Source organism: Sulfurospirillum oryzae (genome assembly GCF_025770725.1).
In the GTDB taxonomy this organism is placed as follows: domain Bacteria; phylum Campylobacterota; class Campylobacteria; order Campylobacterales; family Sulfurospirillaceae; genus Sulfurospirillum; species Sulfurospirillum oryzae.
This window is the reverse complement of sequence record NZ_JANZKZ010000001.1, coordinates 748,929-767,464: the sequence shown is the minus strand read 5'-3', so window position 1 is coordinate 767,464 and position 18,536 is coordinate 748,929. Positions and strand designations below refer to the sequence as shown.

18 protein-coding genes are annotated in these 18,536 nt (G+C 36.8%); 10 read left to right on the top strand and 8 right to left on the bottom strand.

Annotated features, from left to right (window positions below; genetic code table 11):
- Nucleotides 1-6 precede the first annotated feature (6 nt).
- Genes N0B29_RS03770 through N0B29_RS03760 form a run of 3 tightly spaced genes read right to left on the bottom strand, consistent with a single transcriptional unit; the run spans nucleotide 7 to nucleotide 2,829 of the window.
- The gene (locus tag N0B29_RS03770; protein WP_263832346.1) at nucleotides 7-960 is read right to left on the bottom strand and encodes an MlaD family protein; all 954 of its coding nucleotides are present in this window, start codon (nucleotides 958-960) and stop codon (nucleotides 7-9) included.
- 7 nt (nucleotides 961-967) lie between these two features.
- Complete coding sequence (locus tag N0B29_RS03765; RefSeq protein WP_263832345.1) at nucleotides 968-1,702, bottom strand: ABC transporter ATP-binding protein; 735 nt, start codon at nucleotides 1,700-1,702, stop codon at nucleotides 968-970.
- Nucleotides 1,699-2,829, bottom strand: a complete 1,131-nt coding sequence (locus tag N0B29_RS03760) for an ABC transporter permease (protein ID WP_263832344.1) — start codon at nucleotides 2,827-2,829, stop codon at nucleotides 1,699-1,701. Before N0B29_RS03760 ends, N0B29_RS03765 begins: the two co-directional genes overlap by 4 nt.
- Nucleotides 2,830-3,009: 180 nt before the next feature.
- Between N0B29_RS03760 and msrA the strand changes: the two genes are divergently transcribed.
- The gene (gene msrA, locus N0B29_RS03755) at nucleotides 3,010-3,537 is read left to right on the top strand and encodes a peptide-methionine (S)-S-oxide reductase MsrA (protein ID WP_263832499.1); all 528 of its coding nucleotides are present in this window, start codon (nucleotides 3,010-3,012) and stop codon (nucleotides 3,535-3,537) included.
- A 26-nt stretch (nucleotides 3,538-3,563) separates the two neighbouring features.
- Here msrA and N0B29_RS03750 read toward each other — a convergent pair whose 3' ends face one another.
- Nucleotides 3,564-5,255, bottom strand: a complete 1,692-nt coding sequence (locus tag N0B29_RS03750; protein WP_263832343.1) for a methyl-accepting chemotaxis protein — start codon at nucleotides 5,253-5,255, stop codon at nucleotides 3,564-3,566.
- Nucleotides 5,256-5,568: 313 nt separating this feature from the next.
- Between N0B29_RS03750 and N0B29_RS03745 the strand changes: the two genes are divergently transcribed.
- Nucleotides 5,569-5,772 (top strand): MerR family transcriptional regulator, encoded by a 204-nt coding sequence (locus N0B29_RS03745; protein WP_263832342.1) that lies wholly within the window; start codon nucleotides 5,569-5,571, stop codon nucleotides 5,770-5,772.
- 67 nt (nucleotides 5,773-5,839) lie between these two features.
- On the opposite strand, the gene N0B29_RS03740 is transcribed toward N0B29_RS03745, so the two are convergent.
- The 3 genes from N0B29_RS03740 to N0B29_RS03730 form a co-directional block, all read right to left on the bottom strand.
- A complete protein-coding gene (locus tag N0B29_RS03740; protein ID WP_263832341.1) occupies nucleotides 5,840-6,445 on the bottom strand; it encodes a MarC family protein in 606 nt (201 codons plus the stop codon).
- A 13-nt stretch (nucleotides 6,446-6,458) separates the two neighbouring features.
- On the bottom strand, nucleotides 6,459-8,150 hold the full coding sequence (locus tag N0B29_RS03735) for a methyl-accepting chemotaxis protein (protein ID WP_263832340.1): 1,692 nt from the start codon (nucleotides 8,148-8,150) through the stop codon (nucleotides 6,459-6,461).
- A 188-nt stretch (nucleotides 8,151-8,338) separates the two neighbouring features.
- Entirely contained in the window at nucleotides 8,339-10,030 is a 1,692-nt protein-coding gene (locus tag N0B29_RS03730; RefSeq protein ID WP_263832339.1) for a methyl-accepting chemotaxis protein, read from the bottom strand.
- Between the two features lie 118 nt (nucleotides 10,031-10,148).
- Between N0B29_RS03730 and N0B29_RS03725 the strand changes: the two genes are divergently transcribed.
- Genes N0B29_RS03725 through N0B29_RS03715 form a run of 3 tightly spaced genes read left to right on the top strand, consistent with a single transcriptional unit; the run spans nucleotide 10,149 to nucleotide 13,323 of the window.
- Nucleotides 10,149-11,333 (top strand): MFS transporter, encoded by a 1,185-nt coding sequence (locus N0B29_RS03725; RefSeq protein ID WP_263832338.1) that lies wholly within the window; start codon nucleotides 10,149-10,151, stop codon nucleotides 11,331-11,333.
- A gap of 34 nt (nucleotides 11,334-11,367) precedes the next feature.
- Nucleotides 11,368-12,957 (top strand): HD-GYP domain-containing protein, encoded by a 1,590-nt coding sequence (locus tag N0B29_RS03720; RefSeq protein WP_263832337.1) that lies wholly within the window; start codon nucleotides 11,368-11,370, stop codon nucleotides 12,955-12,957.
- A gap of 60 nt (nucleotides 12,958-13,017) precedes the next feature.
- On the top strand, nucleotides 13,018-13,323 hold the full coding sequence (locus tag N0B29_RS03715; protein ID WP_263832336.1) for a hypothetical protein: 306 nt from the start codon (nucleotides 13,018-13,020) through the stop codon (nucleotides 13,321-13,323).
- A 38-nt stretch (nucleotides 13,324-13,361) separates the two neighbouring features.
- On the opposite strand, the gene N0B29_RS03710 is transcribed toward N0B29_RS03715, so the two are convergent.
- Nucleotides 13,362-14,000 (bottom strand): class I SAM-dependent methyltransferase, encoded by a 639-nt coding sequence (locus tag N0B29_RS03710; protein WP_263832335.1) that lies wholly within the window; start codon nucleotides 13,998-14,000, stop codon nucleotides 13,362-13,364.
- A gap of 169 nt (nucleotides 14,001-14,169) precedes the next feature.
- On the opposite strand from N0B29_RS03710, the gene N0B29_RS03705 reads away from it, so the two are divergent.
- Genes N0B29_RS03705 through N0B29_RS03685 form a run of 5 tightly spaced genes read left to right on the top strand, consistent with a single transcriptional unit; the run spans nucleotide 14,170 to nucleotide 18,501 of the window.
- Entirely contained in the window at nucleotides 14,170-15,333 is a 1,164-nt protein-coding gene (locus tag N0B29_RS03705; RefSeq protein ID WP_263832334.1) for an ABC transporter substrate-binding protein, read from the top strand.
- Nucleotides 15,323-16,936 (top strand): sensor histidine kinase, encoded by a 1,614-nt coding sequence (locus tag N0B29_RS03700; RefSeq protein WP_263832333.1) that lies wholly within the window; start codon nucleotides 15,323-15,325, stop codon nucleotides 16,934-16,936. The genes N0B29_RS03705 and N0B29_RS03700 overlap by 11 nt, the downstream gene beginning before the upstream one ends.
- A 1-nt stretch (nucleotide 16,937) precedes the next feature.
- Nucleotides 16,938-17,594 (top strand): response regulator transcription factor, encoded by a 657-nt coding sequence (locus N0B29_RS03695; protein WP_263832332.1) that lies wholly within the window; start codon nucleotides 16,938-16,940, stop codon nucleotides 17,592-17,594.
- A 3-nt stretch (nucleotides 17,595-17,597) separates the two neighbouring features.
- On the top strand, nucleotides 17,598-18,116 hold the full coding sequence (locus N0B29_RS03690) for a peptidylprolyl isomerase (RefSeq protein WP_263832331.1): 519 nt from the start codon (nucleotides 17,598-17,600) through the stop codon (nucleotides 18,114-18,116).
- Nucleotides 18,117-18,162: 46 nt separating this feature from the next.
- Nucleotides 18,163-18,501: a P-II family nitrogen regulator gene (locus N0B29_RS03685; RefSeq protein WP_263832330.1), complete on the top strand. Its 339-nt coding sequence runs from the start codon at nucleotides 18,163-18,165 to the stop codon at nucleotides 18,499-18,501.
- The last annotated feature ends 35 nt before the right edge of the window (nucleotides 18,502-18,536 follow it).

Genomic DNA, 18,536 nt, shown 5'->3' with positions numbered 1-18,536 from the left:
TTTCCTTTAGCGTTCATTAGGTGCTGGTTTGATGGTCTCTTCTTTAAAAAGAAGATCACTTGGGCTATCTTTGAGGTTACTGACTAAATCTTTCGTTTCATTTACCAATACATGTAATTCTTGAAGTGTTTGTTGAAGAGGCATTAAGTTCTCTTTCACCAAAATATCAATATCGAAAGAGCCTTTTTCGATCTTTTGATTGAGCCCTCCCATAACGGTTGTCACATTTTGAGCGGCTTCTCGTACTTTATTCATCGTATCAATGCCTGTATTGTCGATAGCCGAGGTAAAAGAATGCGACATCTCTTTAACACCCGTAGCCGCCGCTGTTGCTTCTTTAAGCAATTGATTGATCTCTTTGTTTTGTGCTTCAAGATTAGCCATTGTTTTATTTGTGGATTCTGCTATTTTGGCACTATTTTCGATGATAATTTCAAGGTTTCTAACATTTTTCGCACTCATGATATTTTCAGCTCTCTCGAAAATCATCTCTGCTTTTGCACTCAACGAGGTGATGGTTTTATCGAGTCTTGAAAAAGTGGATGGGCGTGAATAAATAAGCCCATATTCTTCTGCTTTGTTGCTTGTTTTAAGATCTTTTGCCTCGTTGGTTCCGCCTTGAAGCTGAATAAAACTAAGACCAGTAATTCCCTGTGCTTCGATGATGGCATAGGTATCTTCTTTAATAGGAGCATTATCTTGAACACGTATGGTAACTAAAACTTCTTCACCATTATCAGGATTGATGGTAATACTACGCACTTCACCGATTTGGACACCACGAAGCTTTACGGGGGCTTTATCATTGAGCCCAGAAACAGACTCTTTGGTAGCTACTTTGTAAAATTTGAAAGTTCCTTTATCGGAGTAGTTTCCCAGCCAAAGAATCGAAAGCACACCTCCAATAAGTAGCACAAAAATAAATGCACCTACCAAAATATAACTTAACCTATTTTCCATTTCAGCCTCAATTTAAAAATTTTTTCAACTCTTCATTCGTTGTTTGCTTTAAAAGCTCCATATTGCCTTCGAACATTACTTTTTTATTGCCTAAAATGACAAAACGATCTAATACATTGGCAATGGTATCTTTATCGTGGGTCACCATAACAACAGTGATACCCAGAGTATCGCGCAAAGTAACAATAAGCGCATCAAAGGCTCTCGCACTTTGTGGATCAAGTCCAGAAGTTGGCTCATCTAAAAAAAGTAATTTGGGATCAAGTGCAAGTGCACGTGCAAGACCAGCTCTTTTTTTCATACCGCCACTCAATTCAGAGGGGTACATGGAAGCGACTTTAGGAGGGAGACCTACCATAGAGAGTTTCATTAACGCTGACTCAACAATAAGCCAATCGGGAAGATTGGTATACTCTTTCATCGCAATGGTGATATTTTCAAGAATAGTCAAAGAGGTAAAAAGAGCACCAAATTGGAAAAGAACACCCCATTTCTGCCTCAATTTTTGGGATATCTTTTGAGAAGATGTCATCACATTGGTGCCTAAGACAAGCATCTGTCCATCACTGGTTCTTTGGAGCATGATCATTTCGCGAAGTAATGTTGTTTTGCCACTACCACTACCGCCTAAAAGTCCAAAAATTTCGCCTTTGTGAATTTTAAAACTAACCCCGTCGTGTATAACATGTTTACCAAAACGGGTGACAATATTTCTAGCTTCAATAATAACGTGGTTTTTCATAGCCCAAGCTCCGTCAATAAGACTGAGATAATGGCATCCATCGCAATAACCCAAAAAATAGCATTTACAACGCTGATAGTGGTGTATTTTCCAACACTCTCCGTGCTGCTATCGATCTGAAAACCACGAAAACAACCAATAGTTGCGATAATACAACCAAAAATAGGCGCTTTAATGAGTCCAATCACAAGATGCTTTAGTGCAACGGTTTGTTTGATACGGTCAATAAATTCAACAAAGCTCACATCAAGTTTGGTTGCAGCAATGACCATACCCCCAAAAACAGAGACAATGTCAGCAAAGAAGACTAAAAGAGGCAATGAGATAATAAGTGCAAAAAGGCGGGGGAGTACTAGAAAATTCCAGGGTGAAAATCCCATAGAACTCATAGCATCTACTTCATCAGTGATCTTCATGACACCAATTTGTGCCGTGTAAGCAGAGGCACTTCGTCCTGCTATAACAATCGCTGCTAGCAAAGGCGCTAGCTCACGTACGGCGGAGATGGTAACCATTTCGACAATAAAAATATTGGCACCAAATTTTTCAAGCTGGGTTGCACCTTGGTATGCGATGACAATACCGATCAAAAAAGAAGTGAGTAAAATAATAGGAATAGCTCCAGCACCGCTTTGCTCAACATGGTAAAACATTGCTTTGAGACGAATCGTATGGGGCTTGAGAAATGCAGCAAGCGAAAAATGAGCAAGCTCTCCCGTAAAAGCAAAAAAACAAGAAAGTGTTTTATAGCCCTCAAAGACATCTCTTCCCACATTTTCAAGGAAAGAAAGAATAAAAATTTCTTTAGACTCAGGAGCTTTTTCTTTTGGATAGTGCATTTCGCAGATGTTAAAAAGTTTTGATAAGGATTCGTTAGCCCCAATGGTCGAAACATTGCACTGCATTGCTTCGAGCTGTTTCACATGGTGCAAAATTAGCATAATTCCATGCGTGTCAAAATCTTTAATCCCCGAGAGATCAAAGGTATAGAAAGCTTTAGGTTTACATGTAAGTGTCTTTAATGCAAGTTCGAGTTTTTGAATCGATTCTTTGACCCAAACACCCCGCAATGCAACACTAAAATGATCTTCATTTTGAGTTACATGCAGTGAGGGTTCTCTTTTCATTGCGTACACCCTATTTTTTTGTTTATTATAACATAAATAGATTACTCTAAACGGCATAGAATGGGTTTTATATACGCATGTTATAATCATCTAATAAAGGAGTTGAGTATGAAAAAAACACTTTTTTTAAATTTTATTCTTTTGATACTTAGCAGTTATCTTGATGCGAAGGAGAATCCTATGACAAAAGAAGTTGCAACACTAGGTGGTGGATGTTTTTGGTGTTTGGAGGCTGTTTTTGAAGAGACACGCGGCGTTTTAGATGCGGTAAGCGGTTACGCAGGGGGTGCGAGCACAAACCCCACATACGAGCAGGTTTGTAGCGGTACAACAGGTCATGCTGAAGTGGTGCAAATCACCTTTGATCCAACCATTATTTCGTATGAAGCGTTGCTCAAAATCTTTTGGCTTATTCATGACCCAACTACGCTTAATCGTCAAGGAAATGATGTAGGAACGCAGTACCGCTCTGTCATTTTTTACCATAATGAAGCGCAAAAAGAAAAAGCTGAGACTTCAATCAAAGAGTTTTCAAACAAATTTACCAAACCGATTGTGACAGAAGTGAAGCCTTTAGAGACATTTTATAAAGCTGAAGCGTACCATCAAGATTATTTCAAAAATAACCCAAGTCATGGCTATTGTATGTTTGTGGTCTCGCCTAAAGTTCAGCACTTTAAACACGAGTATCAGGATTTGGTAAAGTAGCCAAATCCTTTACATGTAAAGATTCATCAGGTTTTAAACTCAGAGAGTTTGAGATTAAGCATTTCGGTCATTTTATTGAGATGTTCAGCAGCGCCAGCGATCTCTTCTACACTTCTAGCATTTTCACTTGAAATATCATTGATTTGAGAAATATCGCCAATCATTAAGCTAATATTATTTCCTGTATGAAGATAATTTTCAACTGTTTTATCTGAGACATTTGTTGCTGTGTCCATAACATTAAGTAAAGTATTGATTTTTGTCTCTACCTCATTTGCTGTAACTGCTAAAGACTCCACTTTTTTGGAGTTTATTGTCATTGTATCGCTACTATCTACAATGGCTTGAACAATAACATTGATGGTGGCATTGATCTCTTGTAAACTTTTTTGGGTACGTTCTGCTAATTTTCTTACTTCATCAGCAACAACCGCAAAGCCTCGACCATGTTCACCAGCCCTTGCAGCTTCAATAGCCGCATTAAGAGCAAGCAAATTGGTTTGATCGGCAATATCTCCGATTACGACTAATATTTCTTTAACTTGTTCAGCATCAGTACTTAATTGTTGAATTTTATGGGCAAGTTCAATTTCTGTGGTGGCACTCTCTTGAATTTCATGAGTAAGCGTAAGAATAGCGCTATTCGCTTCTTTTAAAAAGTTATTGGCTTTAAGTAACTCTTCTTTGGCATCTTTTGCTTCATCAATACCATAACTCATCTCTGTTTTGAGTGACGTTGCTTTATGGGTAGTATTGCTCACAATTTGCATAGATGTTTCCACGGCACGACCCACTTGTAAGGAAGTTGAGGAGAGTTCATGCGCAATGGATGAGTTTTCATTGGAGAGGTTTTTAGCCTCACTGATTAAAACACGTACTTTTTCAATAAAGCGATTAATGCTACGGCTGGCAATGGCTATCTCATCATTGCCTATGACTTCAAGTTTTCGGGTAAGATCGCCATCGCCACTGGAAAGGTTATCGGCTCTTTGAATGAGATTGTTAATAGGGGCCGATACCATTTTTTTAATAAAGAACATAGTTAGTCCGATGCTAAGAGCAATTAAGATAGTTGAAATAAACAGAAAATATTGAATTTGCTCTTTGACGTTTGTATCAGTCTGTTTTTGAATACTCGCAATATTCTCTTGTACAGTATCGACATAGATACCCGTACCTATAGTCCAGTTATAAGGCTCAAAAGGTACTGCATAAGAGAATTTTGGAAGTGGCTTACCATCTTTGACTTTTGGGAAGTTGTATTTGACAAGCCCTCCACCGTTTTTAGCTACTTCAATCAACTCTTTAATGATCATCACACCATTACTATCTTTAAGATCAATCAAGTTCTTACCTTCAAGCATTTTATTGGTTGGCATTAAAACAGCAACTCCATCTGATTTATAGACAAAGAGATAACCACTTTTATCATCAAAAAAGCGTAATGTGTCAAATTTTTCTAAGATTGCTTCCTTGATCTTGTCGTCTGAGGTACCCTTGGCTTTTTCAGCTTTATAGATTGCATGGGCAGTTTGTTGCATCATGTCCATAATGTTTTTAAGTTCATTTGCATGAAATGAGTAAGCACTTTTCCCATATTCATGCAAAAAGGTTTCGGTATTTTTTTTTGTATTTATGTAAGAAAGACCAATAATACAAGCGCCTAGCATGATCAGTGAGAGAGTTAAAGCCATAAGAATTGTGGTTGAAATTTTCATCAATACTCCTTGAAATATTTACAATGCTAAGAGTTATAATAAATATATATAAATGATTTATTTTTTGGTTTCACTAAAAAATGTAGGATATAATTGAGTATCAAATAAATTCATTTTTTGTATGTTGAACTATTTTTATGTTAAAACAGAATAGACGATCCTTTAGATCATTATTGGATTTATAATGAATAATTCATGTTATTTATAATAAATAATAAATTATTCATTGCAGCAGTATAACAAATAAATATTAAAAAAGCAACATAAAAGTGAATATTTAATTAAAAATATAAAAAAAGAGGAATTATTCAATATGACACGCAAAGAACTCGCTGATAAATTACAGGTTGATCCTACAACATTAAGGAATTGGGAAAAAAATAAACCTGAACTTATTAAGTTGATTAATGCGGGATTGATGCTTGATAAACAAATCGAAGAAGTTGAAAAAAATCTTGAACAACTCAAGCAAATCAAAGAAAAAACATACACTGAAAAGTTAATACTTCAGAAATAAATATCTTGCCCTAATATTGGTATAGGAAGATCAAAATTCGTTTGATAGCTAGCTTTTACATGTAAAGCTAAAAGGTATGCATAAGCCCTCGTATGCCATCGATGAACATCTGTACGGACATCATCAAAAGAAGCATTCCCATTAGACGCTCCAACGCTGAGAGCCCTTTCTCGCGAAGCAGTTTATAAAGAAGGGGGGAGAGGTACATGATGAGCGCTGAGATAAGCCATGCTAAAATGAGCGCGGCAAATACGCCTCCAAGTTCTTGCGTGTGTGATTTCCCAAGGACTAAAAGTGTTGCAAGTGTCGAAGGTCCAGCGATGAGAGGCATAGCGATGGGAACCATAAAAGGCTCTTTTGAAGAGCCATAAAGTCCGCTACTGCCTTCAACTCCTGGAAAAATCATCTTAATGCCAATCACAAAGAAAATCACCGCCCCTGCGATACGCACGGACTCTGTTTCAAGGTGAAAGATGCTTAAAAAAAGCTCTCCTCCAAAGAGGAAGAGCATCAAGATGCCAAGTCCAAAAATCATCTCACGAAGAATGATGACCCTTCTTCGTGAAATATCCACATCTTTTAGGATGGAGAGAATAACAGGAACTGCGCCAAAAGGGTCGATGACAAACATCAACAAAATGGCTGTTGAGACAATGGAAAATTCAGCACTCATCTGTAGCAACTCATCAAGTTCTAAACTCAGAGAGTTTGAGGTTGAGTGTTTCGGTCATACGACTCAGATGTTCAGCCGCACTAGCGATCTCTTCAACACTTCTGGCATTTTGAGATGAGATGTCATTGATTTGTGCTACATCATCTATCATAGACTCAATGTCGGTACCCGTTTTAAGATAATTTTCGGTTGTCTTATCGGAAACTTTAGTGGCATTACCCATAACATGGAACATGTTGTTGATCTTTGTTTCAACATCACTCGCTGTGGTTGCTAAAGACTCTACTTTCTTAGAGTTAGCGGTCATCTGATCGCTGCTATCCACAATGGCTTGAACAATAACATTGATGGTGGCATTGATCTCTTGTAAACTTTTTTGGGTACGTTCTGCTAGTTTTCTTACTTCATCAGCAACAACCGCAAATCCTCGTCCATGTTCCCCAGCGCGTGCTGCTTCAATGGCGGCATTAAGAGCAAGTAAATTGGTTTGATCGGCAATGTCACCAATGACAACTAAAACTTCTTTAACCTGCTCCGCATCATGACTGAGTTGTTGAATTTTTCCTGCAAGTTCTATTTCGGTTGCAGCACTGCTTTGAATATCATTGGTAAGAGCTAAAATGGCGTTGTTAGCGTCTTTGAGATACCCATTGGCTTTTATAAGCTCTTCTTTACCTGCTTTGGCTTCACCCATATTGGTATTCATCTCCGCTTTAAGCGAGGTCGCTTTATGTGTGGTATTTCCTACTATTTGCATAGATGTTTCCACAGCTCGACCTACTTCTAAAGAGGTGGAAGAGAGTTCATGCGAAATAGAAGAGTTCTCATTAGAGAGGTTTTTTGCTTCGCTGATGAGAATACGTACTTTTTCAATAAAACGGTTAATGCTCATACTAGCAAGTGCAATCTCATCATTACCAATCACTTCAAGCTTACGTGTGAGGTCACCATCGCCACTAGAGAGATTATCGGCACGGTGAATAAGATCACCCAAGGGGTTGGAAATGGTTTTTTTAATAATAAACATTGTCGTTACAATGCTAAGAATCATAAGCACAATGGAGATAAGGAGGAAAGAGCGAATTTGAGAGGCAACATTATCACTTATTTGATTTTTAAGTTTTCCCACTTCGGCTTCAACATTATCCACATAAATACCCGTTCCCATCATCCAATTATAAGGCTCAAAAGGTACAGCATAGGCATATTTTAAGAAAGGTTGGCCATCTTTGACTTTTGGGAAGAAGTATTGGATAAGTCCGCCACCTTTTTTAGCAATTTCGAGCATCTCTTTCACAAAAAAGACACCGTTAGTGTCTTTAAGATGGGTTAGATTTTTACCTTGTAGGGATTTATTAGTTGGAAGTAAGACGTTTGTCCCATCGGGGTCATAGACAAAGATATAACCACTTTTATCATCAAAGAAACGCAATGCGTCAAATTGTGACAGAATGATTTCCTTGATCTTTTCATCAGAGGTTCCTTTGGCTTTTTCTGCTTTATAAATTGTCTGAGCAGTCTGTTGCATCAGTTCCATTATTGTTTTAAGTTCACTGGCATAAAAACTATAAGCACTTTTCTCATAATCATTCACAAATACATGTGCATTATTTTTAGTATTGGTATATGAAATGCCAATTAAACAAGCGCCCAAAACCAGTAATGAAAGAATCAGTGAGATTAAAATCCGTGTCGATATTTTCATTTTCCCCTCCTTTAAAGCTTATTGTTACTCAATTGTAACACATAATAGCATTAATTTTATTATGAACATTAGGACATAAATAGGACTAAAGGAGGGATTGATGAAAAAAATATCACAAAAAAGTAGTTTTATATTACAAATCAATGAAGGATTTGATATGCCATCAAATCCTTACATGTAGCAACTCATCAAGTTCTAAACTCAGAGAGTTTGAGGTTGAGTGTTTCGGTCATACGACTCAGATGTTCAGCCGCACTAGCAATTTCTTCAACACTTCTGGCATTTTGAGATGAGATGTCATTGATTTGTGCTACATCATCTATCATAGACTCAATGTCGGTACCCGTTTTAAGATAATTTTCGGTTGTCTTATCGGAAACTTTAGTGGCATTACCCATAACATGGAACATGTTGTTGATCTTTGTTTCAACATCACTCGCTGTGGTTGCTAAAGACTCTACTTTCTTTGAGTTAGCGGTCATCTGATCGCTGCTATCCACAATGGCTTGAACAATAACATTGATCGTGGCATTGATCTCTTGAAGACTTTTTTGGGTACGTTCTGCAAGTTTTCTTACTTCATCAGCAACAACCGCAAAGCCTCGTCCATGTTCCCCAGCCCTTGCTGCTTCAATAGCCGCATTAAGAGCAAGTAAGTTGGTTTGATCGGCAATGTCACCAATGACAACTAAAACTTCTTTAACCTGTTCCGCATCATGACTGAGTTGTTGAATTTTTCCTGCAAGTTCTATTTCGGTTGCAGCACTGCTTTGAATATCATTGGTAAGAGCTAAAATGGCGTTGTTAGCGTCTTTGAGATAATCGTTAGCTTTGAGAAGTTCTGTTTTTCCTTCTTTTGCTTCCGTAATGCCTTCAACCAGTTCATCTTTTAAAAGATGGGCTTTGGAAGTCGTATTTCCAACAATTTGCATAGATGTTTCCACGGCTCGACCTACTTCTAAAGAGGTAGAAGAGAGTTCATGCGAAATAGAAGAGTTCTCATTAGAGAGGTTTTTTGCTTCGCTGATGAGAATACGTACTTTTTCAATAAAACGGTTAATACTGCTGCTTGCAATAGCTATTTCATCATTGCCTATGACTTCAAGTTTACGTGTGAGGTCACCATCGCCACTAGAGAGATTATCGGCACGGTGAATAAGATCGCCCAATGGTTTAGAAATAGTCTTCTTAATAATAAATAAAGTAGCAATAATACTAAGCAATAGCAACACGATTGAGATTACAAGAAACGACTGGATTTGAGATGCTGTATTGGCATCAATATTTTTTTGAAGTTTTGCAACTTCTTCTTCCACGTTATCAACATAGATACCCGTTCCTATCATCCAGTTATAGGGCTCAAATGAAAGGGCATACGAGAACTTTGGTAGCGGTTTACCATCTTTTACTTTTGGGAAGCTGTATTTTACAAGCCCACCACCTTTTTGAGCCGCTTCAATAAGCTCTTTAATAAGATAGACCCCATTAGCATCTTTGAGCCCTATAAGATTTGTACCTTGTAAAGATTTATTGGTAGGGTAGAGAACATTGACACCATCATATTGATAAGCGAAGATATAACCACTTTTATCATCAAAGAAACGCAATGCGTCAAATTGTGCCAAAATGGTTTCTTTGATCTTTTCATCAGAGGTTCCTTTGGCTTTTTCTACTTTATATATTGCATGAGCCATTTGTTTCATGATGATCATGATATTTTTCAGTTCATCTTCGTGAGACGCGTAAGCATCTTTTTCATATTCAGAAATGAACATTTTCGCATTTTTTTGGGTATTGGTATACGCTATACTGATGATACAAGCGCCCAAAACTACCAACGATAGTATGAGTGAGATTAAAATCCTTGTTGAGATTTTCATATCAACTTCTCCTCTTTTATTAGGTTTATTAGATCAAGCTACTATTGTAGCATAAAAAAAAGCCCATAATTATTAATGAAAAGCGCTACAATGGTGACGAAAGAATCTAGGAGTAAAAATGAACCTTTACAGAGAGTTGTTGCGCACTAATGCGACGCTCCGCCGATTAAGTATTATCCAGCTTATTAGCTATTTTGGTGCATGGTTTAGTCATATGGCGATTTATACATTACTTATTAACCTTGAAGCTCCTGTTTGGGCACTCAGCGCAGCAGCGGGATTTACCTTTTTACCTTCGATGCTTTTAGCCCCGTTTAGTGGTGCCATTATTGATAAAGTAGATACCAAAAAATTTATGCTTTTTTTAACGCTTATTGAAATTTTTACGGTGTTTTGGTTAATGTTTATTACTTCTTTGGATGCTCTTTGGGTACTCTTGGGGCTTATATTTATTCGTATGGGAACGGGAAGTATTTACTTTCAAACCGAGATGTCACTTTTGCCTAAACTTTTGAGCGATGAAGAGTTGAAAATTGCCAATGAAATTCACTCAATCATCTGGTCAACTTCGTATGCGTTTGGAATGGCAGTAGCAGGTTTTTATATTCACTATTTTGGAACGACTAGCGCATTTATCGCCGATATGTTTTTTTATGCGATCGCTTTTTACATGCTTCTGGGCTTAGATATTCCTTCTCTTGTAAGTAAACATGCTTTACATGTAAAGGCGATGATTTGGAGTGGGTTTACTTATTTGCGAGAAAATCCCAAGATCATGCATCTTATTTTTCTTCATGCCAGTGTAGGATTGACAGCTTATGATGCTCTCATTGCCCTTTTAGCCGACCATCAATACAAACATCTTTTATCGATCTCGTTGGTCATGGGATTTATCAATGCTTCACGTGCTCTTTCGTTAGTTTTAGGGCAATTTCTTCTTGGTCGTCATATTAACAAACAGAGCCTTTTTTATCTTTTCATTTTGCAAGGAGTGAGCATCATAGTGTGGGGTGTATTGCAGTATGATTTTTATCTGAGTTTCATTGGTATTCTTTTTTGCGGACTTTTTACCACAACATTATGGTCTTATACGTACACGATTTTACAGTATGAAACCGATAGTGCATTTTATGGCAGAGTAATTGCCTATAACGATATGGTTTTTATGGGAATGAGTACACTCGTCTCGTTTGCCATTGGAGCATTGTTTGAGTGGGGAGTATTTTTGTGGCAGATCACGTGTGGATTAGGTGTCGCTTTCCTTGTTTTTGGTTTTTACTGGAAATGGATACAAAAACTGTGATAAAATAGTTTCTTTTATCAATGAAGGATAATGCATGAATATTCGCAATAAGGTAAAGCTTAGTTTCGTTTTAATTATAGCAATGTTGCTTTTTTTGGGTTTAATTAGTGTTGTGATTACCTATCAAATCAAAGAAAATAGCAATTTTAGAGAGAGTATCTCTTCGATTCTTCTTATGCAAGAGAGCATGAATGACATTATTCTTGAAAGTACAAAAACGACTGAAGCTAAAAAATTAGAGCAATTACATACAGAGTTTGTTACGTATGAAAAACATTTTGAAGATTTACGCGAAATGTTATCCCAACACAAGAAACATTATCTTCTTAGTACATTGCTACCCAATATACAAGAAGATAAAACAATCAAAAATTATCTTAATGATCTTTATACGAATGAGCATCGCCTTGAACTTATGTATGATGAAATTTTTAAACTTGAACGTGAAAAATTAGAATATGTAAGTGTATTTAACACGCTTTATCCACAAGAAAATAATAGACGCGTTGAAATTCAAGATCATATTTTGCATAATAATCGTATTGATCAAATCAAAGCACTCAGCGACCTTCGCTATTACAGTAAAGAGATGCTTTATCAACATGGTAATGATGCCACAATGCAGAAATGGCTTGTGCCTATTGATAAACTCATTGAGGCAACGCAAAACGATAGTGGCGATCTGCATGAAAATCTAATTCACTATAAGGAAGTTGTACGCACTATTGCCGAAAAAGCAATAAAAATCGAAGAGACAAAGTTGATTGAAAACACAACCATTGATCAAGCTTCTGAAGTCTTGGATGACAATAAAAAAGTCAGTGTTTCTTTGGAAGAGATGATCGCTGAACTCTCGAGTCGTTTCCTTGATCAGATGCGATTAATTCAGCTTTTTGTAGGAATGGTGACCATTCTTTTTATCGTTTTTCTTGCCATCAAAGTTTCTCGCAATGTTTCTCTTACAATGGATGAAGTTGAAGCAAAGATAGCAGAAGGCTTAGAAGAGGTTAATGCCCTTAATCGCGAGATAGAAGATACGCAAAAAGAGGTTCTTTTTACGATGGGCTCTATTGGCGAGACACGGTCTAAAGAGACGGGTAATCATGTCAAGCGTGTTGCTGAGTACACTAAAATACTTGCTTTGTATTATGGGCTTGATGAAGAAGAGGCTGAAATGCTTAAACTTGCTTCCCCAATGCATGATATTGGGAAAATCGGTATTCCCGATAGTGTTTTAAATAAACCTGGAAGATTTGATGAAGAGGAGCGTGAGATCATGAATACGCACTCAATGCTTGGGTATGAAATGCTCAAACATTCACAAAGAGAACTTCTCAAAATGGCAGCTATTGTGGCTAAAGAGCACCATGAACGTTATGATGGTAAAGGGTATCCTGATAAAAAAAGTGGCGAAGATATTCATATTTATGGGCGCATTACAGCGTTAGCAGATGTTTTTGATGCTCTTGGAAGTGAGAGGGTTTATAAGCCAGCATGGGATGATGAAAAAATCTTTGCTTTATTTCAAGAGGAGAGAGGGAAACAGTTTGATCCAAAATTGGTTGATATTTTCTTTGAGCATCTAGATGCTTTTTTAGAGGTACGCGAAAATTTAAAAGATTGAATTCACAAAGACTTCACGATTTTGCGTTAGGATTTCTTCATAAAAGGAAAGGAGTCCCAGATGAAAATCGTAAAAACACTATTAATCTCAACTGTGTTAGTCTTCAGTGGCATCACAAGCGCTCATGCAATGGGCGATAGAGAAAAGGGTGCTCTTCTTGGTGCAGGTGCAGTGGTATTGTTAGGTAGTTTGATTAATGCATCGCAACAACCAACACGTTACGTTGAAAGTCCTGTATATTATGAACCTAGACCAACTGTGGTATATAGAGAACCTGTGTATGTGCAAGAGAGGGTTATATATGTTGACCCACCACGTCACCATCATCATCACTATGACGACGGTTATTACCGTTCTTATAGATAAGCATTAAAAGTTCAAAGTCGAGGTAGCGACACCCATCGCTACCTTTTTTTTAAGACTGCTATTCGTTTACCATCCGTTCTAACAACTTCTAATCCACATTGTTGCGCCAATACTTCAATTGTTTTTGGCGTATAAAAAATAATATGTGTTGGATCTCTTCGATACCACCATGTTAAAAAATGAGCTTCGTCATTACTATGAAACAAGGTCATTAATGCAATCACACCGTTGGGGTTAAGATGCTTGGCTAAAAGCCTCAATGTCTCTTTTGGATCATCTAAATGCTCAAACACTTCAGTAGACGTGATGAGGTCATAGGTTTGATGCTCATAGCATTTTATAGGCTGGTAAAATTTATCATAACAATCAACCTTGACACCTCTTCGTGTCAGTAATTGGCTTAAAACCGGCGTTGGTCCTGACCCAAAATCGAGCGATTTTTCTTTACATGTAAGATCTTCCCAAAAATAATCTAAAAAATCTTCAAACATCTGTACATAGCCCTGATTTTCAAGCGAATTTTGGTGATTATTGTAAAGCGTGTTCTCTTTTTCCAAAGAGAGGTAATAGGTAGGGTCAAGGCTTATACACTGGCACTTTGAACAGTGAAAATAGTGTTTTTTTAGTTGTGTATCTTCAAAGAGTTTTGTATCAAAATCGCAAATTCTACATTTCATTTTTTAACTCTCTTTAGTTTTTTCTGAAAAGATCGGTTAAGTAAATATTTTTTTACTAATTAAGCATTTTTATAAAAAATAATTGATATTATATCTGCAAAATATACAGAGACTTCTTTTATAGCCTATGCCATCATAGTGTTTAAAGTCTAAAGAAAGCTAAAAAAAGATGCGTAAACTCATTGCAGTTATCCTTTTTGTATCTATTTTTCTGTTGCCTTATTACATCTCTAATACTAAATTTGAGGGGAATACTATTCGTTTAGGCATGAGCGGACCTTTTAGTGGTGGGCTCAATAGTGTTGGAAATCAATTTTTATTAGGAGCGGAGATTTATCTGCAAAATCTTAATGATCATGGCGGCGTTTATGGAAGAAAAATAGAAATTATTGCCAAAGATGATCGGTATGAACCTAAAATCGCTGTTGAAAATGTCTATGAACTCATAAAAAAAGAGAAAATTTTCGCACTTTTTGGCATTATTGGTACACCCGTAACGGAAGCTGTTTTCCCCATTGCCATTGAAAAGCGTATTCCTTTTGTAGGTGCGTATTCAGGTGCAGAATTTTTACGTAATCCTCCAAATCCCATCGTACTTAATGCTAGGGCTGGCGATCTTGATGAGATCGAAAAGCTTGTACAGTACTACGCCGAAGACCTTAAATATAAGCGGTTCGCACTTTTTTATCAAAATGATAGTTATGGAAGAACAGGTCTTAATGGTGTAAAAAGTGCTCTTTCTAAACGTAATTTGGTTCTTGTAGGTGAAGGAAGTTATAAACGCAATACGCTTTCAGTAGGTAATGCGTTATATGAGATTGAACAGTGTAATCCAGAAGTCATTTTAATGATTGGATCTACCACTCCTGTAGCCGAGTTTATCAAACGAGCACGTAAAAGTACCAAAATCCGTAAAGAGATTCACTTTGGACTCTTTTCTTTTGTGGAACCAAAGCCATTGATCGATTTTTTAAAAGGCGATGGTAAGGGTATTACTTTTGCGCAAGTTGTGCCGTCTCCTTGGACATCGGAGGTGGATGAAGTTGAAAATTATCGTATTTTGATGCGTAAATACTATCCCAAAGAAGAACTTAGTCATGTTTCATTGGAGGGCTATTTTGCAGCGCGTATGATAGCTGAAGTCTTTAAAAGTCTAGGAAAAGAGTTTACTAAAGAAGAATTTATCAAAGCTTTAGGCACATTTTCCAAGACATTGGATGAAAATGTTATTTCAAAAAATAGAGATGAGCGTTGTAAATGCTTGCATCGTGTACATTTAAGTGAATATGTCGATGATGACTTCTTCTCCGTAGGACGAAATGATGAGCACTAGTCCATTGAACGATTTTATGGGTAGCATTGATGAGATGACTATTGCGAAAAAGACAACGCTTCTTTTTCTGATTATGGTCGTTGGCATGCTTTTTATTGGCAGTTTTGCTCACATGAGTATCAATCGTATCAAAAACAATTTCGATATTTTATACACCAAACGAATGCTTCCTACAATTCGGCTTGAAAATCTTAAAGATATTTACACGGTTAATATCTTAGACACAATCCGCGATATTGAAAAAGGCTCCATTAGCGATAAAGATGGGAAAGTAGTCATAGCGTTAGCACAAGAGCTTATTAAGATAGAACTTCAAGAGTATAAAAATAGTTTAGGCATTGACGAGAGTGATTGGTTAATTAAATTGGCACGCTCTTGGGGCTTGATGAATGAAAGCCATAAGCCATTTTTTAAAACCAAAGAAGATGATATTTTAACTTCCAAGATTGAACAAAAGATTCATACGATTGATGGTATCTTGCTTAAAATGTTCAGTTATTTTGAGACTAAACAAGCGCATAAGGCGATTGATACGCTCCAAAACGAGCTTTATCCGAGTGTTTATTCCATCAATATCGATCTTACAGGACTTATTAACCTTAATCTTGATGGCGCCAAAGAGGGCTATTCGCGTACTGAAAAAGTATATGATAATACCTTTGAATGGATTGTTGTAGCCACGCTTGGCACAATTGCTTTTGCGGCACTTTTAGCGATTGTATTGTTGCAAAATATTCGTTTACTTCACGCTAGACTTGCCAAAATGGTCGATGCAAAAACACACGAATTACAACAACTTAACCGTAATCTTGAGCTCAAAGTTCAGTATGAAGTTGAGCAGAGTCGTCAAAAAGATCAGATCATGTTTCGCCAATCAAGGCTTGCTTCCATGGGAGAAATGATTGGTAATATTGCACATCAATGGCGTCAGCCACTTAATGCAATCGTGCTGATTATTCAAAGCTTTCAGATGAAGCGTATGGCAGGGATGGAGCTGAGTGATGAATTTATCGATAAGCAAGTTAATGAAGGAATTCAACTGGCATCTTTAATGTCACATACGATTGATGATTTTCGTAATTTTTTTAAACCGAACCACAATGAAGAGCATTTTAGTGTTAAAGAAACGGTACTTTATAGTTTAAAATTGGTGCAAGAATATTATGCAAAATCAGGAATTGAGATATTTTTAAATTGCACTCAAGATGTTCAAATTAGTGGCTATCCCAATGAATTTTCACAAGTCATTATGAATCTTTTCTCCAATGCTAAAGATGTACTTGAAGAACGAGGCATGGCCGAAAAATTGATTGAAGTTGTTATTAGAAAAGAGGCGAGTAATGCGGTTATTAGTGTTATAGACAATGGCGGTGGGATTAGTGATGAGGTGCAAGATAGGATGTTTGAACCCTATTTTACAACGAAACATAAATCTTCAGGTACGGGCATAGGGCTTTATATGTCCAAGCAAATTATTGAAAAGCAGATGAGAGGAAGTATTAGTGGCACAAATATCGCCTATGTTTTCCAGAATGGAAAACGTTATGATAAGTGTGCGATTATAACTATTTTAGTACCACTTGATAAAAAGGAGGACAAATAACATGGATTTTAACGGGTTAAAAGACTGTGTTGTATTATATGTAGAAGATGAAAAATCGGTGCAAATGCAAACACAGATGATTTTAAAGGATTTTGTCAAAGAGGTGTATTTGGCATCTAATGGCGAAGAGGGGCTAAAAATTGCTCTTGAAAAAGATGTGGATATTATTGTGACTGATATTTTGATGCCGGTGATGAATGGCATCGAGATGCTTAAAAAGCTCAAAAAAGAGCACAACCGTAATATTCCTGTCATTATTACAACGGCATTTACGGAGACAGAGTATCTTATCGAAGCGATTACGCTTAAAGTGGATGGTTTTATCATGAAACCGATTAATGTGAAAGATTTGATTAGCAATATTTACACCGTGATGCTTCCAAAACTACACAATAAAGAGTTGCAAGGGTGTTCTTTTATTGTTGAGGGACTTGCCGCACTTATTGGTGGTAAAAAGATTGAGATTTTAAAATACATCATTAACCACTTAGATGAAAACAAGATTTTTAATGGCTCATACCAAGATATAATTGATAATATTGGCGTGAGTAAGCCTACTGTTGTACACATGTTTCAACAGCTTATTAAAGTAGGTATTTTAGAAAAAGTCAAAAATAAAATGTATCGTTTCCGAAATACAAAACTCATTGGAGATTAGTAAATGAAAAAAGTGATTTTAGTTCTATTTTTAGGTCTGTTTAGTGCTCTTATGGCAAGTGAAGTGGTGTTTGAAACTACACAAGGAAAAATTGTTTTTGCACTCAAGCCGGAGATTGCTCCTAAGGCATGTGAGAATTTTGAAGGATTGGTTAAAAAAGGGTATTACGATGGTATTACCTTTCACCGAATTATTAAAGGCTTTATGATTCAAGGTGGAGATCCAACGGGAACAGGTCGTGGTGGTCAGTCTATTTATGGGCAACCGTTTGAAGATGAGTTTAAACCCAATGTTATGTTTAACAAAGCGGGTATCTTAGCAATGGCAAACGCAGGTCGCAATACCAATGGAAGTCAGTTTTTTATCACTACTGTCCCTACCCCGCATTTGAATGGTAGACATACTATTTTTGGTGAAGTAATTGAAGGAATGGACGTTGTTCGTAAGCTTGAAAATGTTACAACTGATGGTAGAGACATGCCAATGCAGCCACAAAAAATTATCAAAGCGTATTTAAAATAATTTAAGGTAAAATAGCCCAATTTTGAAATAATAGAGGAGAAAAGCCATGAAAAAGATCGAAGCGATTATTAAACCCTTTAAACTTGAAGAAGTTAAGGACGCACTTGCTAGTATTGAAGTGACAGGTATGACGGTTCATGAAGTAAAAGGCTATGGAAGACAACAAGGACACTCTGAACTCTATAGGGGTGCTGAGTATGTGGTAGATTTTTTACCAAAAATTAAGTTAGACATTGTTGTTGCTGATGAAAATGTAGACAAAGTCATTGCAACGATCTCAGAAGCTGCAAAGACCGGTAAAATCGGTGATGGAAAGATTTTTGTGAGCGATATTCAAAGAATTATTCGTATTAGAACTGGTGAAGAGAACGAAGACGCTATCTAAACTTTAAGCTTTGTGATTAAAATTTAATCACAAAG

What these genes read in the sequence shown, in the direction of transcription:
- N0B29_RS03770 (WP_263832346.1), bottom strand. Translation starts at nt 960, where the DNA reads ATGGAAAATAGGTTAAGTTATATTTTGGTAGGTGCATTTATTTTTGTG.
- N0B29_RS03715 (WP_263832336.1), top strand. Translation starts at nt 13,018, where the DNA reads ATGAAAATCGTAAAAACACTATTAATCTCAACTGTGTTAGTCTTCAGT.
- N0B29_RS03725 (WP_263832338.1), top strand. Translation starts at nt 10,149, where the DNA reads ATGAACCTTTACAGAGAGTTGTTGCGCACTAATGCGACGCTCCGCCGA.
- N0B29_RS03740 (WP_263832341.1), bottom strand. Translation starts at nt 6,445, where the DNA reads ATGAGTGCTGAATTTTCCATTGTCTCAACAGCCATTTTGTTGATGTTT.
- N0B29_RS03685 (WP_263832330.1), top strand. Translation starts at nt 18,163, where the DNA reads ATGAAAAAGATCGAAGCGATTATTAAACCCTTTAAACTTGAAGAAGTT.
- N0B29_RS03730 (WP_263832339.1), bottom strand. Translation starts at nt 10,030, where the DNA reads ATGAAAATCTCAACAAGGATTTTAATCTCACTCATACTATCGTTGGTA.
- N0B29_RS03705 (WP_263832334.1), top strand. Translation starts at nt 14,170, where the DNA reads ATGCGTAAACTCATTGCAGTTATCCTTTTTGTATCTATTTTTCTGTTG.
- N0B29_RS03690 (WP_263832331.1), top strand. Translation starts at nt 17,598, where the DNA reads ATGAAAAAAGTGATTTTAGTTCTATTTTTAGGTCTGTTTAGTGCTCTT.
- N0B29_RS03700 (WP_263832333.1), top strand. Translation starts at nt 15,323, where the DNA reads ATGAGCACTAGTCCATTGAACGATTTTATGGGTAGCATTGATGAGATG.
- N0B29_RS03710 (WP_263832335.1), bottom strand. Translation starts at nt 14,000, where the DNA reads ATGAAATGTAGAATTTGCGATTTTGATACAAAACTCTTTGAAGATACA.
- msrA (WP_263832499.1), top strand. Translation starts at nt 3,010, where the DNA reads ATGACAAAAGAAGTTGCAACACTAGGTGGTGGATGTTTTTGGTGTTTG.
- N0B29_RS03735 (WP_263832340.1), bottom strand. Translation starts at nt 8,150, where the DNA reads ATGAAAATATCGACACGGATTTTAATCTCACTGATTCTTTCATTACTG.
- N0B29_RS03720 (WP_263832337.1), top strand. Translation starts at nt 11,368, where the DNA reads ATGAATATTCGCAATAAGGTAAAGCTTAGTTTCGTTTTAATTATAGCA.
- N0B29_RS03745 (WP_263832342.1), top strand. Translation starts at nt 5,569, where the DNA reads ATGACACGCAAAGAACTCGCTGATAAATTACAGGTTGATCCTACAACA.
- N0B29_RS03750 (WP_263832343.1), bottom strand. Translation starts at nt 5,255, where the DNA reads ATGAAAATTTCAACCACAATTCTTATGGCTTTAACTCTCTCACTGATC.
- N0B29_RS03695 (WP_263832332.1), top strand. Translation starts at nt 16,938, where the DNA reads ATGGATTTTAACGGGTTAAAAGACTGTGTTGTATTATATGTAGAAGAT.
- N0B29_RS03760 (WP_263832344.1), bottom strand. Translation starts at nt 2,829, where the DNA reads ATGAAAAGAGAACCCTCACTGCATGTAACTCAAAATGAAGATCATTTT.
- N0B29_RS03765 (WP_263832345.1), bottom strand. Translation starts at nt 1,702, where the DNA reads ATGAAAAACCACGTTATTATTGAAGCTAGAAATATTGTCACCCGTTTT.